General features: G+C 34.2%; 12 protein-coding genes. 8 read left to right on the top strand and 4 right to left on the bottom strand.

Translation table 11 applies throughout. The annotated features are described in order from the left end of the window. Positions 1–11: 11 nt before the first annotated feature. The 4 genes from OLM54_RS17475 to OLM54_RS17460 all read left to right on the top strand — a co-directional run bounded on the left by OLM54_RS17475 (position 12) and on the right by OLM54_RS17460 (position 8,257). Positions 12–1,124, top strand: a complete 1,113-nt coding sequence (locus OLM54_RS17475; RefSeq protein ID WP_264535847.1) for a SusE domain-containing protein — start codon at positions 12–14, stop codon at positions 1,122–1,124. 103 nt (positions 1,125–1,227) lie between these two features. After that, a complete protein-coding gene (locus OLM54_RS17470) occupies positions 1,228–2,607 on the top strand; it encodes an alpha-amylase family glycosyl hydrolase (RefSeq protein WP_264535846.1) in 1,380 nt (459 codons plus the stop codon). 45 nt (positions 2,608–2,652) lie between these two features. Continuing rightward, positions 2,653–4,833, top strand: coding sequence for a glycoside hydrolase family 97 protein (locus tag OLM54_RS17465; protein ID WP_264535845.1), 2,181 nt, complete (start codon positions 2,653–2,655; stop codon positions 4,831–4,833). Between the two features lie 322 nt (positions 4,834–5,155). Beyond that, positions 5,156–8,257, top strand: coding sequence for an Ig-like domain-containing protein (locus OLM54_RS17460; protein ID WP_264535844.1), 3,102 nt, complete (start codon positions 5,156–5,158; stop codon positions 8,255–8,257). Between the two features lie 136 nt (positions 8,258–8,393). Here the strand turns inward: OLM54_RS17460 and mfd are convergent, their stop codons facing one another. Beyond that, on the bottom strand, positions 8,394–11,759 hold the full coding sequence (mfd, locus tag OLM54_RS17455) for a transcription-repair coupling factor (protein WP_264535843.1): 3,366 nt from the start codon (positions 11,757–11,759) through the stop codon (positions 8,394–8,396). Continuing rightward, positions 11,752–12,378 carry a hypothetical protein gene (locus tag OLM54_RS17450; protein ID WP_264535842.1) on the bottom strand — a complete coding sequence of 209 codons (627 nt, stop codon included), beginning with the start codon at positions 12,376–12,378 and terminating at the stop codon, positions 11,752–11,754. Before OLM54_RS17450 ends, mfd begins: the two co-directional genes overlap by 8 nt. Positions 12,379–12,767: 389 nt before the next feature. Between OLM54_RS17450 and OLM54_RS17445 the strand changes: the two genes are divergently transcribed. From OLM54_RS17445 to OLM54_RS17435, 3 genes are all read left to right on the top strand, one after another. Next, complete coding sequence (locus OLM54_RS17445; protein WP_264535841.1) at positions 12,768–13,706, top strand: L-threonine 3-dehydrogenase; 939 nt, start codon at positions 12,768–12,770, stop codon at positions 13,704–13,706. A gap of 105 nt (positions 13,707–13,811) precedes the next feature. Then, positions 13,812–15,575 (top strand): DUF885 domain-containing protein, encoded by a 1,764-nt coding sequence (locus OLM54_RS17440; protein WP_264535840.1) that lies wholly within the window; start codon positions 13,812–13,814, stop codon positions 15,573–15,575. Positions 15,576–15,766: 191 nt separating this feature from the next. Next, positions 15,767–16,966: a DUF418 domain-containing protein gene (locus tag OLM54_RS17435; RefSeq protein ID WP_264535839.1), complete on the top strand. Its 1,200-nt coding sequence runs from the start codon at positions 15,767–15,769 to the stop codon at positions 16,964–16,966. A gap of 70 nt (positions 16,967–17,036) precedes the next feature. Here the strand turns inward: OLM54_RS17435 and OLM54_RS17430 are convergent, their stop codons facing one another. Both OLM54_RS17430 and OLM54_RS17425 read right to left on the bottom strand, forming a co-directional pair. Continuing rightward, positions 17,037–18,917, bottom strand: a complete 1,881-nt coding sequence (locus tag OLM54_RS17430; protein WP_264535838.1) for a M1 family metallopeptidase — start codon at positions 18,915–18,917, stop codon at positions 17,037–17,039. A gap of 62 nt (positions 18,918–18,979) precedes the next feature. Further along, on the bottom strand, positions 18,980–20,614 hold the full coding sequence (locus OLM54_RS17425; protein WP_264535837.1) for a S8 family peptidase: 1,635 nt from the start codon (positions 20,612–20,614) through the stop codon (positions 18,980–18,982). 268 nt (positions 20,615–20,882) lie between these two features. Between OLM54_RS17425 and OLM54_RS17420 the strand changes: the two genes are divergently transcribed. Beyond that, complete coding sequence (locus OLM54_RS17420; protein WP_264535836.1) at positions 20,883–26,342, top strand: leucine-rich repeat domain-containing protein; 5,460 nt, start codon at positions 20,883–20,885, stop codon at positions 26,340–26,342. Positions 26,343–26,518 lie beyond the last annotated feature (176 nt).

The following is a 26,518-nucleotide window of genomic DNA, read 5'->3' as shown; positions in this document are numbered from 1 at the left end:
AACAAACCATCATGAAAAAATATATAAATAAATTATTCATATTAGGGAGCTTGCTTTTTTTGGGTGCTTCCTGCGAAAATGATTCTGCAGACGTAACAACCTTAAAAGCAGTAAGTTTTCCTTCTCAGCTTGTCGCTTCTTCCGGTACAATCGTATTAACAGAAGATAATGCTGATGCCAATGCTGTACTTCTGTCCTGGCCTAAAGTGACATTTCCTATTGACGCGCCTGTAACTTATGCTATTCAGTTTGATTTAATTGGCGATACAGGAGGCACCAATACCTGGCCAAAAGCCAAACGAGTTGAAGTTGGCGAAGATGTTTTAAGCAAAGCATTAATTGGCAGAGATTTAAACAAAATCGCCATAGACTTAGGTCTTGAACCTGGCGTTGCAGGAAAAGTAGTTGTTCGTGTAGAAGCCGTTATGGACAGAAAAATCTATTCTGAGCTTATCACATTAACCATAACACCTTATGAAAAAAGCGTAGTTTTTGGCGAAATTTATATGCCGGGAAGTTATCAGGGATGGGCTATCGAAACTGCCGCTGCATTAACTGCAATTCAAAAAGGAATTTATCAGGGTTACATGACCGTTCCTGTTGGTGCTGGTCCCGGATTTAAATTCAATATAGCCAGAAACTGGGCACAATTTTATGGTGCAGGTGCCACTAATTTTGATTTGAAAAACATGAGCGATACCGATTTTTCACTTCCGGGTTCAGGTTCTTATCAAATTAAAGTAAACTTAAATACCTCAAAATGGAGTTTTGCTCCTTATGCATGGGGAATTGTCGGACCGGCATCTGCAACTGCAGATCAAACTGCCAGTGATCCTAATTACGGATGGAATCATTCAATTCCGATGTCATACGATCATCAAACCAAAACTTGGAAAGTAACCGCTAATTTATTGCCGGGAGCTTTAAAATTTAGGTTAAACGATAACTGGGATGTAAACTATGGTCCTGCAGATTCATCAACCAACACGATCAATAAAGACAATGGCGGTGCATATACCATTAATGAAGCAGGAACTTACGAAATAACGTATACTATAAACGAAACAGATCCTGCAACTACAGGTTATCCTGCAACTGCAACTTGTACCATCGTTAAAAAATAATCTAACACAACAATACGCTAGATTAGTTTGAGTGATACCTGCCTTTTTTGAGCAAAAGGCAGGCTATCTTAAACTCTTGCTTATTAAACCAAATTCAAAACATATGAAATCAAATATAAACATCGTCTATACCTTACTGCTTGCGTTAGCATTTGTTTCGTGTAGTTCATCGGATAGCGATTCAACTCCAGATTCTCCTTATACCCAATATGGAACCTCTTTCGATAAAATGCCAAATAAAGAAGATGCCATAATTTATCAGGTTAACATTCGTGCTTTTAGTCAGGCAGGAACCTTAAAAGGAGTTCAGGAACGACTCACACAAATTCAGGAATTGGGTGCAAATGTGCTCTATTTAATGCCAGTTTATCCTGTTGGAAAAGTAAAAGCCTCAGGCGAATTAGGTTCACCATATGCCGTACAGGATTATAAAGCCGTAAATCCTGATTTTGGTACTTTGCAGGATCTTCAGGTTTTGGTAGAAGAAGCGCACAAAAAAAATATGGCCGTAATTCTTGACTGGGTTGCCAATCATACCGCATGGGATAATGCATGGATTACACAACATCCAAACTGGTATCAAAAAAATGAAAAAGGAGAAATTATTATTCCTCCCGGAACCAATTATACTGATGTTGCGCAGCTGGATTTCAATAATACCGAAATGAAAGATGCTATGATCGACGCCATGTCATACTGGATTTATAATACAAACATAGATGGTTTTAGATGTGATTATGCCGATTTGGTTCCGCAGACATTTTGGTCAGATGCGATCGCGAAATTAAGAGCTATCAAAAAGAATCAAAAAATATTAATGCTCGCCGAAGGTTCAAAAGTCAATCATTTTACTTCTGGTTTTGATTATACTTTCGGATTCAATTTCTTCAGCACATTAGAAAAAGTTTTTAAAGAAAGTAAACCCGCCACAACAATTCAGGATTCTAACGCTACAGAATATGCAAACAATTATAATCCTGAAAACAAAATTGTAAGATACACCAGTAATCATGACGTAAATCTTTCAGAAGGAACACCACTTGAACTTTTTGGAGGCAAAAAAGGATCTGTAGCTACATTTGTTGTTGCAGCTTATTTAAAATCTGTACCAATGATTTATAACGGTCAGGAAATTGGATATGCGCAAAGATTGAATTATTTCGCACGCACGCCTATTGACTGGACAACTGCCGATACAGAAATACTTGCCGAGTATAAAAAAATTATCGCCTTTAGAAATGCCAGCAAAGCCATTAAAAAAGGAACTTATACAGGATACAGCAGCGATGCAGTTAGCGCTTTTACAATGATAAGCGATACCGAAAAAGTTTTAGTACTTTCAAATTTAACCAGCTCAACAGCAAAATACTTGGTTTCGCCTGCCTTAAAAGGAACGTGGAAAGATGCTTTCACAGGAACAAGTGTAACCGTTGATGCCGAAGTAACATTAGAACCTTTTCAATATTTAGTATTGAAAAACTAATAAAAAAGCAACTTTAAAAATTAGCTTTGCAAAAAACTAAATAACATGAATTTTCAATCCCACAAATCATTGCTTCAAAATCGTTTAGGCAAAAAAATCGCGTTGTGTCTTATTGTATGTGCCAATTCTTTATGGATTCAGGCGCAGGAAATCACTTCGCCAAACAAAAATCTTTCTTTAAAATTTGAATTGAAAGAAGGCGGAGTTCCGTCTTACCAATTATCATATAAACAAAAAGCGGTTATAAAACCAAGTTCTTTGGGTTTAGAACTTCAAAATATGCCTTCGTTTTTGGATGGTTTTACCGTTACAAATACAGCACAATCTACAGTTGATGATACTTGGAATCCTGTTTTAGGTGAAGAAAAAACAATACGCAACAATTACAACGAACTGGTTGTCACTTTAGCGCAGGCAAAAAACAACAACAGATACATTCGCATTCGCTTCCGTTTATTCAACGACGGATTAGGTTTTAGATATGAATTTCCAAAGCAAAATGATTTGAATTATTTTGTGATTAAAGAAGAACGTTCTGAATTTAATCTGGCTGGAAATCATAAAATTTTCTGGATTCCGGGAGATTATGATACCAACGAATATGCGTATACGACTTCGAAAATTTCTGAAATTCCTTCGTTGATGAAAAAAGCGACTATCGAAATCAATTCGCAATGGCCTATTAAGGAATTATCCGTTCAAACGCCATCCATGATGAAATCTGATGATGGTTTATACATCAACATTCACGAAGCAGGTTTAATTAATTATCCTGCAATGTATCTTGAAGTTGATGCTGTAAACAACAAAATGAGAAGTCATTTGGCGCCAGATGCCGTGGGTGCAAAAGGATATATGCAAACTGATGCGCAATCGCCTTGGAGAACCATTGTAGTCAGCGATAAAGCAACCGAAATTTTGGCTTCAAAATTAATTTTGAACCTCAACGAACCAACAAGTTATAAAGATGTTTCGTGGATAAAACCGGTAAAATATATCGGAATTTGGTGGGAATATTTCGTAGCCGGAAAAAGTACCTGGGCTTTTGGAAAAGAAAACAACGTAAAACTGACCGATGATTTTTCTAAGCTTACGCCGAATGGAAAACACGGAGCCACAACAGAACGTGCAAAAGAATATATTGATTTTGCGTCTAAAAATGGTTTCGATGCCATCCTGATCGAAGGTTGGAATATTGGCTGGGAAGACTGGATTGGAAACTGGAAAGAAGAAGTTTTTGATTACGTAACCGCTTATCCTGATTTTGATGTAAAAGCTGTTCATGAATATGCCGCTTCAAAAGGAGTAAAAATTATCATGCACCACGAAACTTCAGGATCAGCAACTAATTATGAGCGTCGTTTAGATCGTGCTTTTCAGTTTATGAATGACAACGGTTACGATGCTGTAAAAACAGGTTATGTCGGGAAAATTATTCCGCGTGGCGAACATCATGACGGACAATGGATGGTGAATCATTACATTAATGTAGCCAAACGTGCCGCCGATTATAAAATCATGATTGACAGTCACGAAGCCGTTCGTCCAACAGGTTTAAACAGAACTTTTCCCAACTGGATTGCTCAGGAATCTGCTCGTGGAACGGAGTTTGAATCTATGGGAGGATTAGCGCCGGATCACACGACAATTTTGCCATTTACACGTTTGATGGGCGGTCCAATGGATTATACTCCGGGAATTTTCCAGACGGATCTTTCATACTACGGAACAGGAAGTTCACAACGTGTTAATACGACTTTGGTAAAACAACTGGCGTATTATGTTACAATGTACAGTCCGTTGCAAATGGCAGCTGATATCCCTGGAAACTACGAGCGTTTTCCAGATGCATTTCAGTTCATTAAAGACGTTGCTGTAGATTGGGATAACAGTTATATTTTGGAAGCAGAACCGGGAGATTACATCACAATTGCCCGTAAAGCAAAAGGAAAAGACGCCTGGTTCGTGGGAGGAATTACCGATGAAAACGCCAGAACTGCCAACATTACTTTTGATTATTTACCTGCCGGAAAAAAATTCATCGCCACAATTTATGCCGATGCAAAAGAAGCCAATTGGAACAAAAATCCACAAAAATATACCGTAACTAAAGTTGTTGTAACCTCAAAAACAATTTTAAAACAGTATTTGGCTCCGGGCGGAGGTATTGCCATTAGCATCAAAGAAGGAAACACCGCAGAATTGAAGGGATTGAAAAAGTTATAATGCTTCGTTGTGCATAATTATTTTAACACATAGAAACATAGATTTTGTAAACTCAAAAAAAAGGCATTTCATTCAATTAAAACAAACATAGTTTATCTATGTGTGAAGAAATTTGTTTCTTTTTTGAACTCTTTTTTAGATATAAAATCTATGTTTCTATGTGTTAGATAAAAATTGTTATGCCTTATACTCAACGAAAAAAGATTAAAAATTTTACTACTTGAAAACTATTAACCACAAAATGTTTGTCAAATTTAAAAACAATGCGAGTGAGAATGAATTTTAGTTGAAGATGCTGACAAGCATGCAAAAAACAAAAATTATGAAAATCAAAATTACCACTAGATTATTTCATTTCACGAAAACAATAGTCTGTTTTCTGTTATTATTTGCAAGTTCAGTTTATGCCCAGGATCCGGCTCAATATGGCACGCCATATACAGGAGTTCCGGACCCGAGAGACGCCAATATTTATCAGGTTCACATTCGTCCGCATAGTGCATCCGGAACTTTAGCCGCAGTTACATCTGATTTAGACCGCATTAAATCACTTGGAATCAATGTGCTTTATTTAATGCCCATTTATCCTTATGGAACTGATTCAAGGAGTTCAAACTCTCCATATTGTATCAAAGATTATAAATCTGTAGGTTCAGAATACGGAACGCTTACAGACATGCGTAACCTGGTCGATGCAGCGCATGCCAAAGGTATGGCGGTAATGCTTGATATTGCCGTAAACGGAACTTCATGGGATCATCCGTGGACGGTATCTCATCCGGAATATTACCAAAGAACCGGAACAACGATTAATCAGCTGGCAAACTTTAGTGATATTGCAGCGCTTGATCTTAACAATTCGGCACTTCGTGCAGCAATGAAAGATGCCATGCGCTATTGGATTTTTGCAGCAAATATCGACGGATATCGTTGTGACTTTGCTAATAATCCTCCTATCGATTTCTGGACAGAAATTATCAGTAATTTAAGAGGAATCACTTCCCATAACTTATTAATGCTTGCCGAAGGAGATCGTTTACAAAATTTTCAAGCCGGATTTGATATGAATTTTGGTGACAAATGGTTTTACGATGCCTTGAAAAATGTCGCAGGCGGAGGTCCGGTTTCTACAAGATTCCAAACTACAAACGACATGGAATATACCTACGCAACAGGAAGCCAGCAAGAAGTAAGATGGACCGCAAATCATGACTCAGAAAACAATAGCGATACCGCTCCTTTTACTGTATTTAAAAGTAATGCCGGAGTAGTTGCCAATTTCTTAGTTTCGGGTTATATGAAAGGAGTTCCTTTTTTAACCAGCGGGCAAGAAGTAGCCTTCAATCAGGTAATTCCATGGCCTTATACCAGTGTAAAAATCAACTGGAGTAATACAGCTGCTACACCGGAATTTGCTAAAATTCTTAACTTTAGAAATAGCAGTGCCGCGATCAGACGTGGTACAATGACTCCGTATGCAAGTGATGATATTTGCGCCTTTACAAAAACATTAGGAACAGAGAAAGTTATTGTAATGACCAACCTTAGAAATGCGAGTAAAACATTTGTAATTCCGGCAGCAATGGCAGGAACCTATAAAGATGCCTATACTGGCGCTAACGTAACATTGGTTTCGGGAGCTATACAATCTTTTAATGCTTTTCAATATATCGTTTTAACCAATACAAATGTTGCAGCTGTAGCCGTTACAGGAGTTTCGGTTAGTCCAACAACGGCGACTGTTGGTTTAGGATCTACACAGCAATTAAATGCAACATTAGCTCCGGCAAATGCAACAAACCAAAACGTAACCTGGACTTCAAGCAACACAGCGGTTGCCACGGTAAATGCATCTGGATTGGTTACAGCGGTTTCTGCAGGAACAACAACTATTACGGTTAAAACTGTTGACGGAAATAAAACCGCAACATCTGCCATAACGGTTGCAGCAATTCCTGTTGCTTCAGTTAGTGTTTCGCCAACTTCTGCAAGTTTATATGCAGGAAATACACAACAGCTTTCGGCAACGATTGCGCCTGCAAATGCAACAAACAAAACCGTAACGTGGAGTTCCAGTAATACAGCAGTTGCAACTGTAAATGCATCTGGATTGGTTACAGCAATTTCAGCAGGAACAGCAAATATCACAGTAACAACGCAAGACGGGAACAAAACCGCAATTGCAGCAATTACTGTAAATCCGAATACTAATTTCACGGTTTATTTCTACAAACCATCAACTTGGGGAACCGGAATTAAAATTTATTATTGGAGTGCTTTACCAACCGGAGTTTTGGTTGACGCATCGTGGCCGGGCGTAAACATGACCAATGCCGGAAATGGCTGGTACAGTTATACGTTTACCAATGTAACTTCGACCAATTTAATTTTTAATGACGGAACAAGTCAATCAGCAGATTTAAACCGAAACAAAACTGGCTGGTATATGAATGCGACTTGGTATGATACTAATCCGGGAACTGGTGTAGCGGTTACAGGAGTAACATTGTCGCCAACAACTGCCACATTATTAGTGGGCGCAACACAACAAGTAACGCCAACAGTTGCACCTGCAACAGCAACGAATAAAACTGTAACTTATAGTTCAAGCAATACTGCCGTTGCAACTGTAAATACTTCCGGATTAATAACGGCTATAGCAACAGGTTCTGCAACAATTACAGTTACAACGCAGGATGGAGCTAAAACGGCAACTTGTACAGTAACTGTAAATGCGTCAACACCAACAGGAAATTATTACACCATCAAAAACAGATGGACTGGCGCTTATTTATCTGATGCCGGAGCAAATGTGGGTTACGGAGCAACTATTGCAAACAATAATTACAAATGGCAAAAGATTGCGATCGATGCCACTTATTTTGTACTTAAAAATGTAGCAACTGGCGAATTAATGAATATCGAAAGTCAAACCGGAAGTGTTCAGGCTAATGTAACCGATACTACTTTTTGGAGTGCACAATGGTCTAGTGATTATATCGACGGAACATGGGTTAGAATCAGAAACAGATGGCAAACAGGAAACATTATTCATGTTGAAAACCAAACAGGTTCTGCTCAATACGGAAACTCGCAAGATGGCTGGTACAGTGCACAATGGCAATTAGAACCAACAACTGTTGGAACAGGAAAATCTATTAAAACAGAAGAAATTTTAAGTTCTGAAAAAGTAATTGGTATTTATCCAAATCCATCTACTGACAATCAGTTTCATATATTATTGCCAGAATTAGAAAATGGCGATACCGCTTTAATTACAGTTTCAGACATGAACGGAAGAACTGTTTTAACAGAAAAACTTTCAACTTCAGGACAAATTAATCATCATTTATCTTCAGGAATTTATATCGTAAATATTAATTCGAATGAATTTAATGTGACTAAAAAACTGATTGTTAAATAATTTTTTTTACCACTAATTCCACGAATTAATATTTAAAAAGTAAGGGCGTATGAAAATTTCATACGCCCTTTTTTATTTTTTTTGCCACGAATTTCACGAATTAACACCAAATTCGTGAAATTCGTGGCAACTTTTTTTACTCTCCCAACATTTCCATCAACTCCAAAGCTCGTTTGGTCGATTTTACATTCTCGAAAGTCAATAAAAGACGTAACCCATTTGAAGTCTCTTTTTCTTTCATTGTACAAATATTACTGTGCGTTTGCACAAATTTTATCACTTTATGAAAACGTTTCGATTGGTAATAATCCGACTGTTGATCTGAAACAAAATAGCCAATCATTTTACCTTTTTTCATCACCAGCTTCTCAATTCCTATATTGGTCGCAATCCATTTGATGCGAATACTATTCATCAAAGCATTGGCACGCGGAGGCATTGGACCGAAACGGTCAATTAATTTATTTTGGAAAATGACCAATTCTGCTTCATTTTTCACGCCGCCCAACTCGTTGTACAAACTCAAACGCTCGGTGACATTATTGATATATTCATCAGAAAACAACAACTCAAAATCAGTATCGATTTGTAAATCTTTTACATATTCCTTGGTTTCAATATCGTTTTCTGCCGGATATAAATCTTTGAATTCGTTTTCTTTTAATTCCTCAATGGCTTCATTCATGATTTTTTGGTACGTATCAAAACCTATTTCGTTTATGAAACCACTTTGTTCGCCGCCTAATAAATCTCCTGCACCACGAATTTCAAGATCTTTCATGGCAATATTAAAACCGCTTCCCAATTCGCTGAATTGTTCCAAAGCCTGAATACGTTTTCTGGCGTCTTCGGTCATGGATGAATATGGCGGACAGATGAAATAACAGAATGCTTTTTTGTTGCTTCGTCCTACTCGTCCACGCATTTGATGCAAATCTGATAATCCGAAATTGTTGGCATTGTTAATGAAAATTGTGTTGGCATTTGGTACATCCAAACCACTTTCTATAATTGTGGTTGCTACCAAAACATCAAAATCTCCGTTCATAAAACCTAACATCAATTCTTCGAGTTTGGCACCTTCCATTTGTCCGTGACCAATTCCTACTCTGGCATTTGGAACCAAACGCTGAATCATTCCTGCGACTTCTTTTATATTTTCGATTCTGTTATTGATAAAGAAAACTTGCCCGTTTCGCTGAATTTCATACGAAATCGCGTCACGAATAATTTCTTCATTAAAACCAACAACATTTGTTTCTATCGGATAACGATTTGGCGGAGGTGTTGTAATTACAGATAAATCTCTTGCAGCCATCAATGAGAATTGTAAAGTTCTCGGAATTGGTGTTGCCGTTAATGTCAGCGTATCGACATTTGCTGCAATGGTCTTCAATTTATCTTTTACGTTTACTCCAAACTTTTGTTCCTCATCGACAATCAATAAACCTAAGTCTTTAAAAACTACATTCTTGTTTACCAATTGATGCGTTCCAATGACGATATCAAGTTTTCCTTCGGCTAAATCTTTTAGGGTTTGCGCTTTTTGTTTTGCTGTTCTAAATCGGTTTAAGTAACCTACAGAAACAGGCATATCTTTTAATCGTTCCGTAAAAGTTCTGTAATGTTGATACGCTAGAATAGTTGTTGGAACTAAAATCGCGACTTGTTTGCTATTGTCAACCGCTTTAAAAGCGGCACGAATCGCAACTTCTGTTTTTCCAAAACCTACGTCGCCGCAAACCAAACGATCCATCGGGCGATCGCTTTCCATGTCGGCTTTTACTTCTTGTGTCGATTTGGTTTGATCCGGCGTATCTTCATAAATAAACGAACTTTCTAATTCGTTTTGCAGATAACTGTCCGGCGCAAACTGAAACCCTTTTTCTAAACGGCGTTTTGCATACAACTGAATCAAGTTGAAAGCAATATGTTTGACGCGCGCTTTGGTTTTTTGTTTTAAAATTTTCCAGGCGTTCGATCCTAACTTATAAATTTTCGGCGGCGTTCCGTCTTTTCCGTTGTATTTAGAGATTTTATGAAGCGAGTGAATGCTTACATAAACGATATCATTATCTGCATAAACCAACTTAATGGCTTCCTGCGTTTTTCCTTCAACCTGAATTTTCTGCAATCCGCCAAACTTACCAATTCCGTGATCGATGTGTGTTACATAATCCCCAACCGAAAGCGAGGTTAATTCTTTTAGCGTAATATTTTGCTTTTTAGAATAGCCGTTTTTGATGTTGAATTTATGATAACGCTCAAAAATCTGATGATCTGTGTAAGCCGTTATCTGATTTTCTTCGTCAATAAAACCCTGATATAAAGGCAATACAATAGTATGATATTGCTTGCGGATATTCTCAGAATTAGCTTCGTCTAAAGTTTCGAAAATATCATGAAAACGTTTAGCCTGAGTTTCATTCGAACAGAATAAATAATTTTTATATCCGTTGAAATGATTATCACTTAGATTATTCAGCAATAAATCAAATTGTTTATTGAAAGATGGTTGTGGCTGAATATGAAAATCGAATGTTTTAGTCGTTTTGAAAATGGGCTTTGAAGCCAATTCTACAACAGAAAAATCTAAAGCACGTTTAATAAACGAAGCCTGATTTAAGAATAATTGTTCCGGCGTAGCATGTTTTATTTCTCCCGAAAGTTTCTCAAAAGCTTCTTCTGCTCTTGCGAACTGTTTGTCTAACTGACTAAAAAGTCCGTCAGTATTTTGAATAAAAATGACCGTTTTCTCAGCAATATAATCTAAGAAACTTTCGCGATTTTCCTGAAATATTTTATTCTCAACATTCGGGATAATCGTAATTTTTTTATGTGTTTCAACAGATAATTGAGTTTCTACATCAAAGCTTCTGATGCTGTCTACTTCATTTCCAAAAAACTCAATTCTATACGGATGATCGTTTGAAAAAGAAAACACATCGACAATTCCTCCACGAACCGAAAATTCGCCGGGTTCTGTAATAAAATCTACTCTTTTGAATTCGTATTCGAATAAAACTTCGTTAATAAAATCAATCGAAATTTTATCGTTTAAAGCGACTTTTAATGTGTTTTTATCGAGTTGCTGACGCGTCACTACTTTCTCAAAAAGTGCTTCGGGATATGTAACAATTATGGCTGGTTTTTTGCGCGAATTGATTCGGTTTAAAACCTCAGCGCGAAGCAAAACATTGGCATTATCTGTTTCTTCAATTTGGTACGGACGACGAAATGAAGCGGGATAAAACAATACGTCCTGCTCACCAATCATTTGTTCGAGATCGTTCAGATAATATGCCGCATCTTCTTTATTGTCTAAGACAATCAAAAAAGGCAGTTCGGTTTTTTTGAAAATACCACGAATTATAAACGATATAGCCGATCCTAACAATCCGTTAAGATGCATTTTTACGGGACCACTTTCTAGTAAATGTGTGGCAATTTGCTGTGTTTTCGGCAAATTGTCGTATGTAGTATATAAGGCGTTTTTACTCAACTTTTACTGGTTTTTGATCTATATTTTGTGGTGGAACCGGAACTGTATTTGTGTTCGGAATAGCACGTGTTGTATCTAACATTCTAAGGAAATCTTCTTCTCCCTGTTCTTTAGGAATTTTACTTTTTACCACAATGTTATCCATTTGTCTTTCTAAAGAAACTAATTCTTTATTAATGTCTCCAATTAAAAAAGTTACTTTCTCATCGGGAATTTGATTTAAATGAATAAATAAATCCATCATTTTGACTTTTGTAATCAAAATAGAAATTCGGCTTTTTATCTGGGGCTGATTAAATTGCGACGGAATATTATTATTTAATGCAAACGCTTTCTTGGAAATTGCTGTTGCTTTTTTTTGAAATGCTCCAATTGTTTTTCGTGGTTTTTCTCCAATTTCTTCTAAAAAATCACGCCATTCTTTCCATTCGCCGGCATTTTTTTCTGAAACTTCATTGATTGGTTCATCAATAAAAACCCAGGCTTTATTAATGTTATTAAAGATTTTTTCTTTCTTTTTGGCTTCTTTTTCGTTTTCAGCACGGCGTTTTTCATTTTCATCCTGACATGAATTTAGCACGAAAATCAAAAGTAAAAAAAGAGATATTTTATATTTCATTTGGTAAAACATTAAGCTACAAAGTTACAAAGTAAATTTACAATTACGAATTCTGATTTTTGCTAAAGATTTTAAAAAATAAGCTAGCGATGTCGGGATAAAGTAAAAAAAGGTTTCCCGCAGATTTTGCAGATTCAGCAGATCAGAAAATAAAATAAATCTGTTAAATCTGTGTGAAAAAATATTTCTATTTCTAAAAAATAAAATCTTTTTAATCTTTTTAATCTTTTTAATCTGTGGCAAACCTTTTTCTAAGCAATACACAAAGTTTAACTGATAGAGAATAATCTAAAAAACCAACTTCATTGTTGTTAATTTTATAATTTTAGTTTCTGAAAAGTAAAATTATTTGCGAAAACGTTATATTTGCAATACTAAAATCTACACAAATGAATCCAAAAATATTGATAATTGGGGCTTGCGGTCAGATTGGGACAGAACTAACCCAAAAATTACGCAAAATCTACGGAACAGAAAATGTAATTGCTTCTGATATTCGAAAATTAAATACTGACGTTGTTAATTCAGGTCCTTTTGAAGTTGTCAATGCTTTAGATTTCAATCAAATAGAACATCTTGTTGAAGTACATCAAATTACGGATATTTATTTGATGGCGGCACTTTTATCGGCTACAGCCGAAAAAAATCCTGCATTTGCCTGGGATTTAAATATGAATTCTCTTTTTCATGTTTTGAATCTGGCGAAAGCAAAAAAAATAAAAAAGATTTTCTGGCCTTCGAGCATCGCTGTTTTTGGTCCAACTACGCCTAAAGAAAATACGCCTCAATATACGATTATGGAGCCTTCTACGGTTTACGGAATTAGCAAACAGGCGGGAGAAAGATGGTGCGAATATTATCATAATATTTACGGTGTTGATGTTCGAAGCATTCGTTATCCGGGTTTAATTAGCTGGTCTACTCCTCCCGGCGGCGGAACTACTGATTATGCTGTTGATATTTTTTATAAGGCTATTGCCGATAAAAAATACGAATGCTTTTTATCATCAGAAACAAAAATGCCAATGATGTATATGGATGATGCAATTAATGCAACTATTGCTATTATGCAGGCTCCGGAAGAAAAAATCAAAATACATTCTTCATACAATTTAGCGGCTATGAGTTTTACGCCAACTGAAATTGCTGCTGAAATTAAAAAACATATTCCTGAATTTACGATTACTTACGAACCTGATTTCCGTCAGAAAATTGCAGATAGCTGGCCGGCAAGTATTGATGATGCTGAAGCAAGGGAAGACTGGAACTGGAAACATACTTTTGATCTTGAATCGATGACAAAAGATATGTTGGAACATTTGGGATAATAATACTCCTATTTCTGTTTTGGGTTTGAAATTTTATTATTTTTGATATAGATATTTTACTGAATATCATTCTGTTAAACCATAAAATTTCAAATCCAAAACTATATGAAAAAACCGCTTATTTTTTCTTTTACTTTGCTTTTTGTTCTCTTTAGCTGCAACAAAAAACAAGACAATACTGATGCTTCTTCCGGATCCGGCGACGAAGCTTTTCTAAAATTATCTGAAAAATATATTACTGAAAGTCTTCAATGGAGTCCGCAATTGGGTGTTTATTTGGGATTGCATGAATATGATGGCAAATTAGGTCATTACAGCAAAAGTGATCTGGACAAACGAACTGCTTCTCTTAAAAAGTTCGATCAGGAATTGACCGCAATTGATTCTTCTGCTTTAAGTAAAAAAACGTATTACGATTGGAAAATCCTTAAATCGAATGCAAAGAGTGAATTATACAGCATTGAAGATTTAAAGGTTTACCATAAAAACCCAATGGTTTATGCCGGAGTTATTGATGTTAATATTTATATTCAACGCAATTTTGCTCCTATCGAACAACAGATAAAATCGATTATTGCAATTGAAAAAGAGGCTCCAAGATTGTTTAAGGAAGCTAAAGAAACTTTGCAGGATTCTCTGGCGCTGCCACATATTAATTTAGCGATTAACATTGCAAGAGGTTCCGCTTCATTTTTAGGAAACGATCTTTTAATAGCTTTAAAAGGGGTAAAAAATGATAGTTTAATGAAGGCTTTTAATGAAACAAATAAAAAAGCAATCGCTGCCATTAATGATTACGCTTCTTATTTAGAAAAAGAAAAATTACCTAAAGCGAACAACAAATATGCTATTGGTGTAGAAAATTATAAAAAAATGCTGCTGTATCAGGAAGAAATTAAATTGTCTCCAGATGCCATTTTAGCCATTGGTTTGCAAGAATTAAAAAAAGAACAGCAATCTTTTAATAATGCAGCAAAAATTATCAACCCGAATAAAAAACCGGTTGATGTTTATAATGACATGCAAAAAGAACATCCAACTGCTGCCGATTTGATTCCGCATGCAAGAAAGAATATTGAAGCAATTCGTCAATATGTAATTGATCATAAAATTACGACGATGCCTTCTGATGTTCGTGTTAAAATTCAGGAAACTCCGGCTTATGCAAGAGCAACAAGTACGGCTTCAATGGATTCTCCCGGCCCGTTTGAAACGAAAGCGACTCAGGCTTTTTATTATATCACTCCTGTAGATCCAAAATGGACTCCGCAACAACAGGAAGAATGGCTGGCGCAGTTTAATTATTATACGACAGATATTGTTTCCATTCACGAAGCATATCCGGGACATTACACGCAGTTTTTACATTCGAATGCTGCTAAAACTTCTAAAATTCAAAAGGTATTTATGAGTTACGCTTATGTGGAAGGCTGGGCGCATTATACTGAAAAAATGATGATTGATGCCGGATACGGAAATACCGGAGATCCTGTTAAAGCGGCTAAATATCGTTTGGCACAATCCGGAGATGCGCTTTTGCGTATTTGTCGTTTATGTGTTTCTATAAAAACGCATTGTCACGGAATGACGGTTGATGAAGCGACAAAATTTTTTATGGACAATTGGTACCAGGGCGATAAACCTTCGCGACAAGAGGCAATGCGCGGTACTTATGATCCGGGTTATTTATTTTATACTTTAGGAAAATTGCAGATTTTAAAACTTCGAGAAGATTATAAAAAGCAGGAAGGAAGCAATTATAGTTTGCAGAAATTTAATGATGCAATGCTGGATAACGGAACTCCGCCAATACGAATCCTGAGAGAAATATTATTGAAAGACGAAAAAACCTGGGGCGCTATTTTGTAGTTAAAATGCAACGTTTTTTATTTTGAAAAAGCCTGTTGTTTGAGAAAAAAATTTCTGAAACAACAGGCTTTTTTTTATGAATTTTATTTTCAGATAAAAACGCATGGTCTTATAATTTTCTTACTTTTGAAGCTCTTTTACTAATAGTTTAAACCAAAATAATTATAAAAACCAAAAAACCAGTTAAATCTATGACAAATTCATTTTTGCCAATTCAGGAAGATAAAAGAACAGCTATTGTTGATATTTTAAGAGGCTGGGCCCTGTTGGGAGTCGCAATAGGAAATTATGTTGATTATCGCTATATTGGATTAGAACGTTTTATTTTAAAAAAAGGTCTTTTTTCTCAGATTATCAGCTATTTTAATCTGTATATTTTTTCTGCTAAATCCTGGACTTTGTTAAGCATTTTGTTTGGATATGGATTTGCTGTTCTTATTAATAATGTTGCGGAGAAAGGCAAAAATCCTGTTTCTTTTTTTTGCTGGAGAATGTTTATCCTTTTTATTTTTGCTTTTATAAATTCGGCTTTTTGGCTGGGTGATATTTTAAAAGATTATGCTTTTTTAGGGTTATTGCTTTTATTCTTTTATAAGAGTTCATCTAAAACAATTCTAAGAACGTGCGGAATACTTCTTTTAATAATTCCGTTTCTTAGTGCCTATATTAATTCGATCAAACAAACATTGCCGGATGTGCAATCGACCGCTACATACTTAAAATTATTTTACTCTGATAACTGGCTCGATGTATTCAAATTTAATTTGCTGGGCACTTATTATCAGGAAATGATTAGTCTTGGTTATGCTGTTACGGTGCACGTTGTGATGTTTGCTCTTATGCTTTTAGGTTTTTATGCTCAAAGAATTAACTTTTTTAATCGTTTGCCTGAATTTAAAAAAGGATTAAAAAAAACGGTTATTATCACACTGATTTTAGCCATAATTGCTGGTGTTCTTTTTGAAATCGCAATTAAACAGAAATTTGTTTTTACATATTTTCATCCTGTTTTTTGGATCATAATAAATACCATGATATTTATTGCATCGGGAATCTGTTTATTATATACCAATGGAAAACTGAAAACAATTTTTAGTTATTTCAGGGTTAGCGGCAAAATGACTTTGACCAATTATTTAATGCAAAATATTATTGCTGCTTTTCTTTTTTCGGGAATGGGTTTCAAAATTTACAATACTCTGCCTTATTGGTTTTACTTTTTCCTGGCTATTTTCGTTTTTACAATTCAGTTATTTATAAGCAAATGGTGGCTTTCAAAATACAATTATGGTCCTGTAGAATGGCTTTGGAGGGTATTAAGTTACCGAAAGATGTTTCCATTAAAAAAGACAGCACAAAGCGAAATTATAACAGATGTAAAACCTGTTTGATAGATTTATTTTAAAAAGAAAAGCCCTTAAAAATATTTTAAGGGCTTTTTCTTTTAGCTTATTTAGATGCTTATTTCACCTCATAAACATTATTGGCGGCTTTTACATCAGCCATTAATCCGCTTGGATCTATGGTGATTTTTTTAATTGCTGTTTTGCTTTTATCGATAGTAAAACTATAGTTCGACATTGCCCATGCCCAGTCATCCAAAACGGTTCTTTTTACGTTCGGGTTTGGATTTGGTTTAATGAAATTCATCATTCTTAACGGAATATAAAAACTTTCAGAAATTCCGTCTGTATATTCTACAGTCAAATCAATTGGCATTGGCATTCTTCCAATTCTTTCTAAAGTTACCGTCGTTTTTCCTGCATTATCAGCTACGTCTTTAATTCCGTAATCGATTGTGTTTGCCGTTTCTGCCCAGTCAATTAAATACCAATCCAATTCAGCTCCTGAAACTCTTTCTGCTGTTCTTTTGATATCATTTGGAGTTGGATGCTTGAATTTAAAATCGTTAAAATATCTTTTTAAAGTGGCATCTAAATTCTCTTGTCCAATAACATAAGCCAATTGCGACAAAAATATACTTCCCTTTACATAAGCTGAAATACTGTAAGGTCTGTTTTCGTCGTAACGATCACCGTGTGTTGTTTGTGGCTGTTCTTTTCCGGAATTTACCAAGCTATAATAAGCGTTATAATTTCCTTTAAACGGATTTACTTCTTTTTTATCTCCTTTTAGTTCGTTCAAAGCGCTGTCTTCAATATAGGTTGTAAAACCTTCGTCCATCCACGGGTGTTTTGATTCGTTTGAAGCCAGAATATGCTGAAACCATGAATGTCCTAATTCGTGTGTTGCAGTTCCTAAAATTCCTTCAAGAGTTCCGCTTCCTAACATTAAAGTACACATTGCATATTCCATTCCGCCATCTCCACCTTGAATAAATGAGTATTGTTTATACGGATAAGCACCAACTTTATGGTTGTAATAATCCATTACTTTTACCATTAAAGGTTCTAATTGTTTCCAATTTGCAGTTGTTTTTGGATCATTTTTATAGAAAAAATGCAAATCAACATCGTTTGGTCCTTTTACAACATCATGTGTATATTGCTTGTCAGCTGCCCAGGTAAAATCGTGAACATTTGGCGCAATAAAATGCCATGTTAATGTTTTTGCTTTTTTAGGATAAGTAACTGTTACACCGGCATCTTCGTAACCGTGACCAATTTCGTTTTTATCCTGTAAATATCCTGAACCGCCAATTGTGTAGTCTTTGTCGATTGTAATTTTTACATCAAAATTTCCCCAAACACCGTGAAATTCTCTCGCAATATATGGATCTGCATGCCAGCCTTCAAAATCAAATTCGGCCAATTTTGGATACCATTGTGACATTGAAAGTTCAATTCCTTCATTATTATTTCTTCCTGAACGACGAATTTGTACCGGAACTTGTCCGTCAAAATCTAACGTAAATGTTGTTTTAGAATTTGGTAAAATTGGTTTCGCCAAAGTCACTTCTAAAATTGTTCCCGACGTTCTTGTTTCTGCCGTTGCGCCATCTTGTTTGAAATTTGTGATTTTTAAAAATCCTGTTTCATTTGGTTTCAACGTTTCAATGCGGCTTTGTTTTACATCTTTACCATCTGCACCTTTTACTTTGTTTACCATTCTTCCATCTGGATCTTTTATAGAATGCAAACGCGCATCCATTTCGCTTCCCGGCTGAAACGCATTTGGATATAAATGATAAAATACTTTCTTTAAAGTATCTGATGAATTATTGGTATAAACCAATTCTTGTTTTCCTTTATACTGATAGTTTTTTACATCCATCGAAACCTCCATTTTATAATCGGCATGTTGTTGCCAATACGGAGCATTTTGTGCAAACGCTGAGTTTAAACCAAAACTCAAAAAAGAAAGTAGAATAATTTTATGCATAGTTGTTATAATAAAAAATGGAAGAGTTTACACTCTTCCATTGGATTAGTACTGTATGTTTTTTATTTTTTAGACATTTTTTCTGCCATCAATAAAGCGTTGTAAGCGTTTACCATTTTAGCTGTTTTTGATGATTCAGCAGATGAAACCGGTGTTGGTTCCTGAGCCGGATCTGGATTTTCGCCCAAAACTACCATTGCTGGAAGTGCCACTCCTGAATCCATTAAAATGTGTTTTACTTGTGATGCTTTTAATTTTGGATAATAAGAACGAATCAACGCTGCAACTCCTGCTGCATTTGGAGACGCCATTGAGGTTCCTTGTAAATATTTGTATTTATTGTTTGGAACTGTTGCATAGATTTCTTCTCCCGGAGCAAAAACGTCAACATTTATTTTTCCGAAATTTGAAAATTCAGCTACTACATTTGGTCCGTATGATTTATTAATGGCACCAATTGTAAGCACGTTATCAGCAAATTCTTTGATGTTATCTTCAGCGTCGTTTGGATAATTGATGTTTTTTGTTTCATCAATATTATAACCGTCATTTCCTGCTGCGTGAACTATTAAAACATCTTTTTTAGCAGCATATTTTATGGCGTCATAAACCCATTGTTTGTGTGGAGAAAAACTTTTTCCGAAACTTCCGTTGATTACTTTTGCTCCATTATCAACTGCATAGCGAATTGCCAAAGCAATATCTTTATCATATTCGTCTCCGTCCGGAACGGCTCTAACAGTTAAAATTTCAACATTATTGGCAACTCCGTCTCCACCTAAATTATTACCACGAACTTGTGCAATAATTCCGGCAACGTGAGTTCCGTGAAGTGCTTTTTCTTTATCCGGACCAAAAACTATATTATTTCCGTAATGATTGTTTTTAATGTCTTCCGGATTATCTCCTACGACTTTTCTTCCGTCAAATTCTTTGTTTAAGTTGTAGTTTAACTGATCGTAAATATATTCTCTGTAATCTTCAAATTCCGCCTCAGGATCAAATGTTGGACCTGCGTTGGTAAGAATTTTTATCATTAAATCTTTACTATCTACAACGTTTGGATCTGTTGAAGTAATAGATTTTAAGTCTTCAATCGTATACTTGTCTTTATTTAAAGTTGCCTTTACTGTTTTATGTGCGTTCAATAAATAATCAATTCTTTCTTTACCTTGTAAAGCGTCTTCATATTTTTTTGTATACTGCGCTAAAGCTTCTTTATATTCGGCAGAACCGTCATCTTTCTTTTTGATGATACGGGTCATTTCAAGATTTTCACCTACGGCGTTTCCAAGAAAATTCCATCCGTGAACATCATCAATAAAACCATTTTTATCGTCATCGATTCCGTTACCTGCAATTTCTTTAGGATTTGTCCAGATCATTCCTTTCAAATCTTCATGCTCGATATCAACACCGGAATCAACAATACCTACAATTACTTTTTTACCTGTTTTTCCTTGCAGTAATTCGGCGTAAGCCCTGTCAACGCTCATTCCCGGAATTGAATCTTTGATCAGGTCAAGATGACTCCATCTTTTTAGTTCATTTTCGCTAAGAGGTGCTTTTTTAACAACTGTTAAAGGAGCTGTAATTATTTGTTTGGTAGTAGATGTTTGTGCTTGCAAACTAACACTACAGCCTGCAAGTACAAGTAATGCAAAAGCAGATAATTTGAGAGGTTTTATATGACTCATGTATCTATATTATAAATGTAAAGTTAAAAGATGGGTCTAAATTATACTTTTTTGTTACAAAAAACTAACGATTAACACTGTGTTATGATTTAAATGCGGCAATTTAAGGCATTTTTATCGGTAAAAGAAAGCTTTTATTTACAAACTGATTTTTGTGGTTTTTTGAATTAATATTAAGATTAAACGAAAAGCCTTTTTAATACGCCTTTCCGTAATAAAACTTCAATTGTAATTCGTATTCTTGTAGTAGCAAACCTAAACCTGATTTATGAAAAAAACTTTACTCTTATTTTTATTTCTATTCTTAACCAATTTTTCTATTTACGCCCAATACACTTTAATTCCTGATATTAATTTTGAGAAAAAATTAATCGCTTCCGGTATTGATTCTGGTGTTACTGACGGTAGAGTTCTTACCTCTAAAATTTCTAAATTAACAGTTTTAGATGTACATAATAGTTCCATTACGGATTTAACAGGTATTCAGGACTTTGTTAGTTTAGTAACGCTTAGTTGTGGCGAAAACAACATTACAACATTAGATATTACAAAATTAACAGCTTTGACTTCTTTGTCTGTTTCTTCCAGTAAGTTAACTACAATTGATCTTTCAAAGAATACTAACTTAAATTCGTTAGATCTTCAAAAAAGTGAATTAGTTAGTTTAGATGTCACCAGCAATACTGCCTTAAAAACCTTTTATTTTGGCGCTAATAAAATTACAAGTATAGATATTTCTAAAAATGTATTGTTAACCGATGTTTACAGTTCATATTGCCCAATAACAAGTTTAGATGTAACTAGCAATACGGCATTGAAAAGTCTAATCTGCTCGAATCCAACATTAACGGTATTAGATCTTTCTAAAAATAAGGAGTTACTTAATTTAGATTGTTCAGGTTCAGGAATTAAAAGTATCGATATTTCTTATTGCCCAAAATTAACGGCATTCAAGTGTAATGATGTGTCTTCTCTGACTTCTTTAAACTTAAAAAATGGCAATAATGTCAATTTTACTGTTTTTGATATTAGACGAAATTATGGTCTTTCATGCGTTCAGGTCGACGATCCAATCTATTCTAATCGTTATTGGCTAAGTTTAAAAGAAGCAACATCTGTTTTTAGTACAAATTGTTATGGTTATACCGCGATTCCTGACTCAAATTTTGAAAATAAATTAATTGCTGACGGCATTGATAAGGACGGAAAAAACGGAAAAGTTTTAACGTTTAGTATTTCAAGAGTTGGATCACTTAGTATTGCGTCTAGTTCTATTGCAGACTTAACGGGAATTGAAGATTTTGCCGATTTACAAGTTTTATATTGTTCCTCTAATCAGCTGACAAATTTAGATGTTTCTAAAAATCTAAAATTGTTTAATATAGATGCATCATCAAATAAGTTGACAAATCTGAATGTTACAAATAATATTGCGCTGACTGATTTAAAAGTCGATTCTAACCTACTGACAGGACTTGATACATCAAAAAATTTAGCATTGGTTAATTTTTCAAGTGCTTCTAATAAAATAACTCAATTAGATTTCAGCCTGAATTCTTCTTTAAAAAGTTTAAACTGTTCCAATAATAGTCTGACGGGTTTGAATTTAAAAAATAACAACAATAGTATTTTAAAAACTATTGATTTAAGAACAAATCCATCGTTAAGCTGTATTCTGGTAGATAATAAATCGTATTCTGATACAAACTGGGCAACTAAAAAAGATGCTTCAGCAAGCTTTAATCACTCTACTTGCGATCTTTATACTTTAATTCCAGATGTTAAATTCGAAACTAAATTAATTGCTCTTGGCATTGATTCCGGCAGTATTGACGGAAAGGTGTTAACTGCAAATATTAGTACGATAACAACGCTGGATGTATCTGCAAGTTCAATTAGCGATTTAAAGGGTATTGAAAATTTTACTTCTTTGAAAACGTTAATATGTTTTGAAAACAGCATAAGTATTTTAGATCTTTCTCAAAATTATGACCTGACTTATTTAGACTGTGATAAAAATGATTTGATTTTTTTAAATCTTTCTAAAAACACTTTGTTAACAGATTTAATCTGCAGCAATAATAATTTAACTTCTATAGATGTTTCGCAGAATATCAATGTTATCAATTTCAATTGTGCCAGCAATCAGCTTTTGAACATTAATGTTTCTAAAAACACAAAACTGCTTAGTTTTAATTTTAATGGAAATCAATTAAAAACATTAGATATTTCTAAAAACACAGTTTTAAAAACTTTAGACTGTGGGGGCAATCAATTTGCGGTATTGGATTTTTCTAAAACCACTACTCTAGTCGATTTAAACTGTAACAGAAATAAACTTGAATACCTGAATTTGAAAAATGGTAAAAACAATCTTCTGATTGAACCGGATTTTAAAAACAACCCAAAACTGACTTGTATTGTAGTAGACAATGCTTCTTATTCTAATATAAATTGGGCAGATTCAAAAGAGAATATCGCAAGCTATAATGAAGTTACTTGTTCTGTTTTAATTCCGGATTCTTATTTTGAAGATAAATTAATTCAATTGGGTATTGATAAAGATGGTAAAAATGGTCAGGTCGCTATATCAAGCGTTTTAGGCGTAACTTCTTTAAATGTGGCGAGCAGTTTAATATCTGATTTAACAGGAATTCAAAGTTTTAAAGATTTGAATGTTTTAAATTGTAGCAGTAATATCATGACAACGATAGATTTGTCAAAAAACACCAATTTAACAGAATTGCTCATTCCATCGAACAAACTGACAGCTCTGGATCTTTCTAAAAATACTGCTTTAACAAAATTAACCTGTTATTCTAATTCTTTTACAAATCTTGATTTTTCATCAAATACGGCTTTAACGACCTTATCTTGCGACAGAAATAAACTAACAAGTTTAAATGTGTCAAAAAATAAGGCATTGACTTATTTAGATTGTTCTCAAAATCAATTAGCGACTTTAGATGTTGGTCAAAATACGGCTTTGATAAATTTAAATTGCTCTACAAATCAATTAACGAATCTCGATATTTCGAAAAACATAACGTTAACATGGTTTCTTTGTAATTATAACAAAATAGCAACTTTAGATGTTTCCGGTAATCTTGAGTTGAAACAATTGTCCTGTACCGATAATAAATTAAAAAGCCTGGATGCTTCTAAAAATACTGCATTGACCATTTTTGAATGCAGTACAAATAATCTTGAATATGTAAATGCAAAAAACGGAAACAATAATAAAATAATAAGAGCTTCATTTGGGTACAATCCTAACCTGTTTTGTATTTTGGTTGATAATGCAGCTGTAGCAACTGCTAATTATATCACATGGAAAAAAGATAAAGAAGCAACTTATTCTGATACTTTTTGTGACACTGGTTTTACCTTGATTCCTGATTCTAATTTTGAAGATAAACTTATCGAATATGAAATTGACACTGATGGAAAAAATGGAAAAGTACTGACTAAAAGTATTGCTTCAATTTCTCAATTATTTATTATTTCAAGTTCTATTTCAGATTTAACGGGTATAGAAGACTTTAAAAGCCTGGAGGTTTTAAACTGTGAAGACAATAAACTTACAACTCTTGATGTATCTAAAAACCTGTTATTAGCTTCTCTTTACTGTGGAAAAAATCAATTGACAAATCTGGATCTTTCAAAAAATACTTTATTAAACGAACTGATTTGCGGAAATAATCAATTAACAAATCTGGATCTTTCTGCCAATACAGCTATGAACGTGTTACGTTGCGATCATAATCAATTAAAAAATCTTGATTTCACTAAAAACAAAGAGCTCGGTACTTTGTATTGTAATGCTAATCAGCTTGAAAGTCTGAATTTAAAAAACGGAAACAACACTGCATTATACGATACTAATTTTACGTTAAACCCAAATTTAACTTGTATTCTTGTTGATAACGCCTCGTTTGCTAGTTATAACTGGAAAAGTAAGGATAATATCGCTGTTTACAGTACAACTCCGTGTCAGGCAGTTTACACATTAATTCCTGATAGTAATTTCGAGAAAAAACTTATTGATTTAGGAATTGATACTGATGGAGTAAATGGAAAAGTCCTTACTTCGAGTATAAATACGGTGACATCATTAAATGTTTCTTCCGGCTCTATTTCTGATTTAACCGGTATTCAGAGCTTTATAAATTTAGAATCTTTGAATTGCTCGTCAAATAAATTCAGCACTGTTGATCTTTCTAAAAATACAAAATTGACATCGCTGGTAATTAATACCAATTTTGGTTTAAATCAATTAGATCTTACAGCAAATACCGCTCTAATTTCATTAGACTGTAATTCAGGCTATATATCTTCTTTAGATCTTTCTAAAAATAAAGCATTAACTTTTATCAATTGCAGCAGTAATAATCTGGTTAGTTTGAATTTAAAAAATGGCAACAATAAAAATTTAAATCTGAATTCTACATTTGTAAAGAATTCTAATTTAACTTGTATTATTGTCGATGATGAAATTTATGCCAATCAAAAATGGTTAGACCTTAAAGACAGCACGGCGTCTTATACCTTAGACTGCATTAATTATACGTTAATTCCTGATAGTAATTTTGAACAAAAATTAATTTCATTAGGTATTGATACGGACGGATTAAATGGAAAAATTGTAACTTCAAATATTAGCAAAGTTACTTATCTTGATCTCTCTAATAGTAATATTACAAACTTAACCGGTATTGAAAAATTTACTGCCTTAACGTATTTAGACTGTAATTTTAATAAAATAAGTACCATTGATGTTAGTAAAAACAAGTTACTGACTAAATTGTCGCTACATGATAATCAATTAACAAGTTTAGACGTTAGTTCGAATAAGGACTTATATAATCTAACTTTTAGTTTAAATCAGATTAAAACAATCGATTTATCTCAAAATAAAAACCTGCATATAATAGCCGCAGACAGAAATTTACTTAGCAGTATTAATCTTTCGGCAAATCCTGCTATTGAAATACTTTTTTGCGGAAGTAACAATTTAACAACAATTGATGTTTCAAACCTTCCAAATTTAATAGCGCTGGAATGTTCATTAAATAATATAGCTGAGCTAAATGTTTCTAATAACAGCAAACTGGAAGATCTTTATTGCTATAATAATCAAATAAAAGCGCTGGATCTAAAAAATAATCCGGAATTGCTGCATTTAAGCGCTTCATCAAATCAGTTGACTTCATTAGATTTGTCGAATAACAAAAAACTTACACTGGCTCATGTTATTTTTAATCCGTTAACATATTTAAATATCCAAAACGGAAATAATGAAAACTTTGTTGTAGCATCAAATACCGGAAAAAAAGCTGACTCTGGTTTATACACAACCTTTTTAGGACTTACTTCTCTAAGTTGTATTCAGGTTGATAATGTAGCTTATTCGAATGCGAATTGGTCACAAATCAAGGAATCGACGACAACTTATTCTAATACATGTAAAACATTAGGTGTAGATGATTCTGTTTTTGCAAAAGCTACAATTTACCCAAATCCAACTAACGGAGAGGTAAACATTGACAATATTATTTTAGACAAAGCAAATGTTTACAATGAATTGGGGCAACTGGTAAAAACATTTACTTTAGACTCAAATAATACAAATAATACCATCAATTTATCCGGTTTGTCAAAAGGTGTTTATTACATCTATTTAATCAATCAGGATGCAGCTTCGGCTAAAAAAATTATCATAAAATAACAATTAAATTGTAAACAGTAAAATCCCATTCGTCGCGGCGAATGGGATTTTTTTTATGCATTTTTTCTTTGGAATCTCTTTGCAGGAAAAACTTTATAGCGCTAAATTTAAGTAGCTTATCTAATTTGGCGTACTACAACGGCATTATTAATATTTACATTTTTAATACGTCTTTC

This window comes from Flavobacterium sp. N1736 (assembly GCF_025947065.1).
In the GTDB taxonomy this organism is placed as follows: Bacteria; Bacteroidota; Bacteroidia; order Flavobacteriales; family Flavobacteriaceae; genus Flavobacterium.
The sequence above is the reverse complement of the archived record's forward strand: the minus strand, read 5'-3'. Positions and strand labels throughout refer to the sequence as shown.

Coding starts and splice junctions, on each gene's coding strand:
- OLM54_RS17475 (WP_264535847.1), top strand. CDS start 12: ATGAAAAAATATATAAATAAATTATTCATATTAGGGAGCTTGCTTTTT.
- OLM54_RS17470 (WP_264535846.1), top strand. CDS start 1,228: ATGAAATCAAATATAAACATCGTCTATACCTTACTGCTTGCGTTAGCA.
- OLM54_RS17465 (WP_264535845.1), top strand. CDS start 2,653: ATGAATTTTCAATCCCACAAATCATTGCTTCAAAATCGTTTAGGCAAA.
- OLM54_RS17460 (WP_264535844.1), top strand. CDS start 5,156: ATGAAAATCAAAATTACCACTAGATTATTTCATTTCACGAAAACAATA.
- OLM54_RS17450 (WP_264535842.1), bottom strand. CDS start 12,378: ATGAAATATAAAATATCTCTTTTTTTACTTTTGATTTTCGTGCTAAAT.
- OLM54_RS17445 (WP_264535841.1), top strand. CDS start 12,768: ATGAATCCAAAAATATTGATAATTGGGGCTTGCGGTCAGATTGGGACA.
- OLM54_RS17440 (WP_264535840.1), top strand. CDS start 13,812: ATGAAAAAACCGCTTATTTTTTCTTTTACTTTGCTTTTTGTTCTCTTT.
- OLM54_RS17435 (WP_264535839.1), top strand. CDS start 15,767: ATGACAAATTCATTTTTGCCAATTCAGGAAGATAAAAGAACAGCTATT.
- OLM54_RS17430 (WP_264535838.1), bottom strand. CDS start 18,917: ATGCATAAAATTATTCTACTTTCTTTTTTGAGTTTTGGTTTAAACTCA.
- OLM54_RS17425 (WP_264535837.1), bottom strand. CDS start 20,614: ATGAGTCATATAAAACCTCTCAAATTATCTGCTTTTGCATTACTTGTA.
- OLM54_RS17420 (WP_264535836.1), top strand. CDS start 20,883: ATGAAAAAAACTTTACTCTTATTTTTATTTCTATTCTTAACCAATTTT.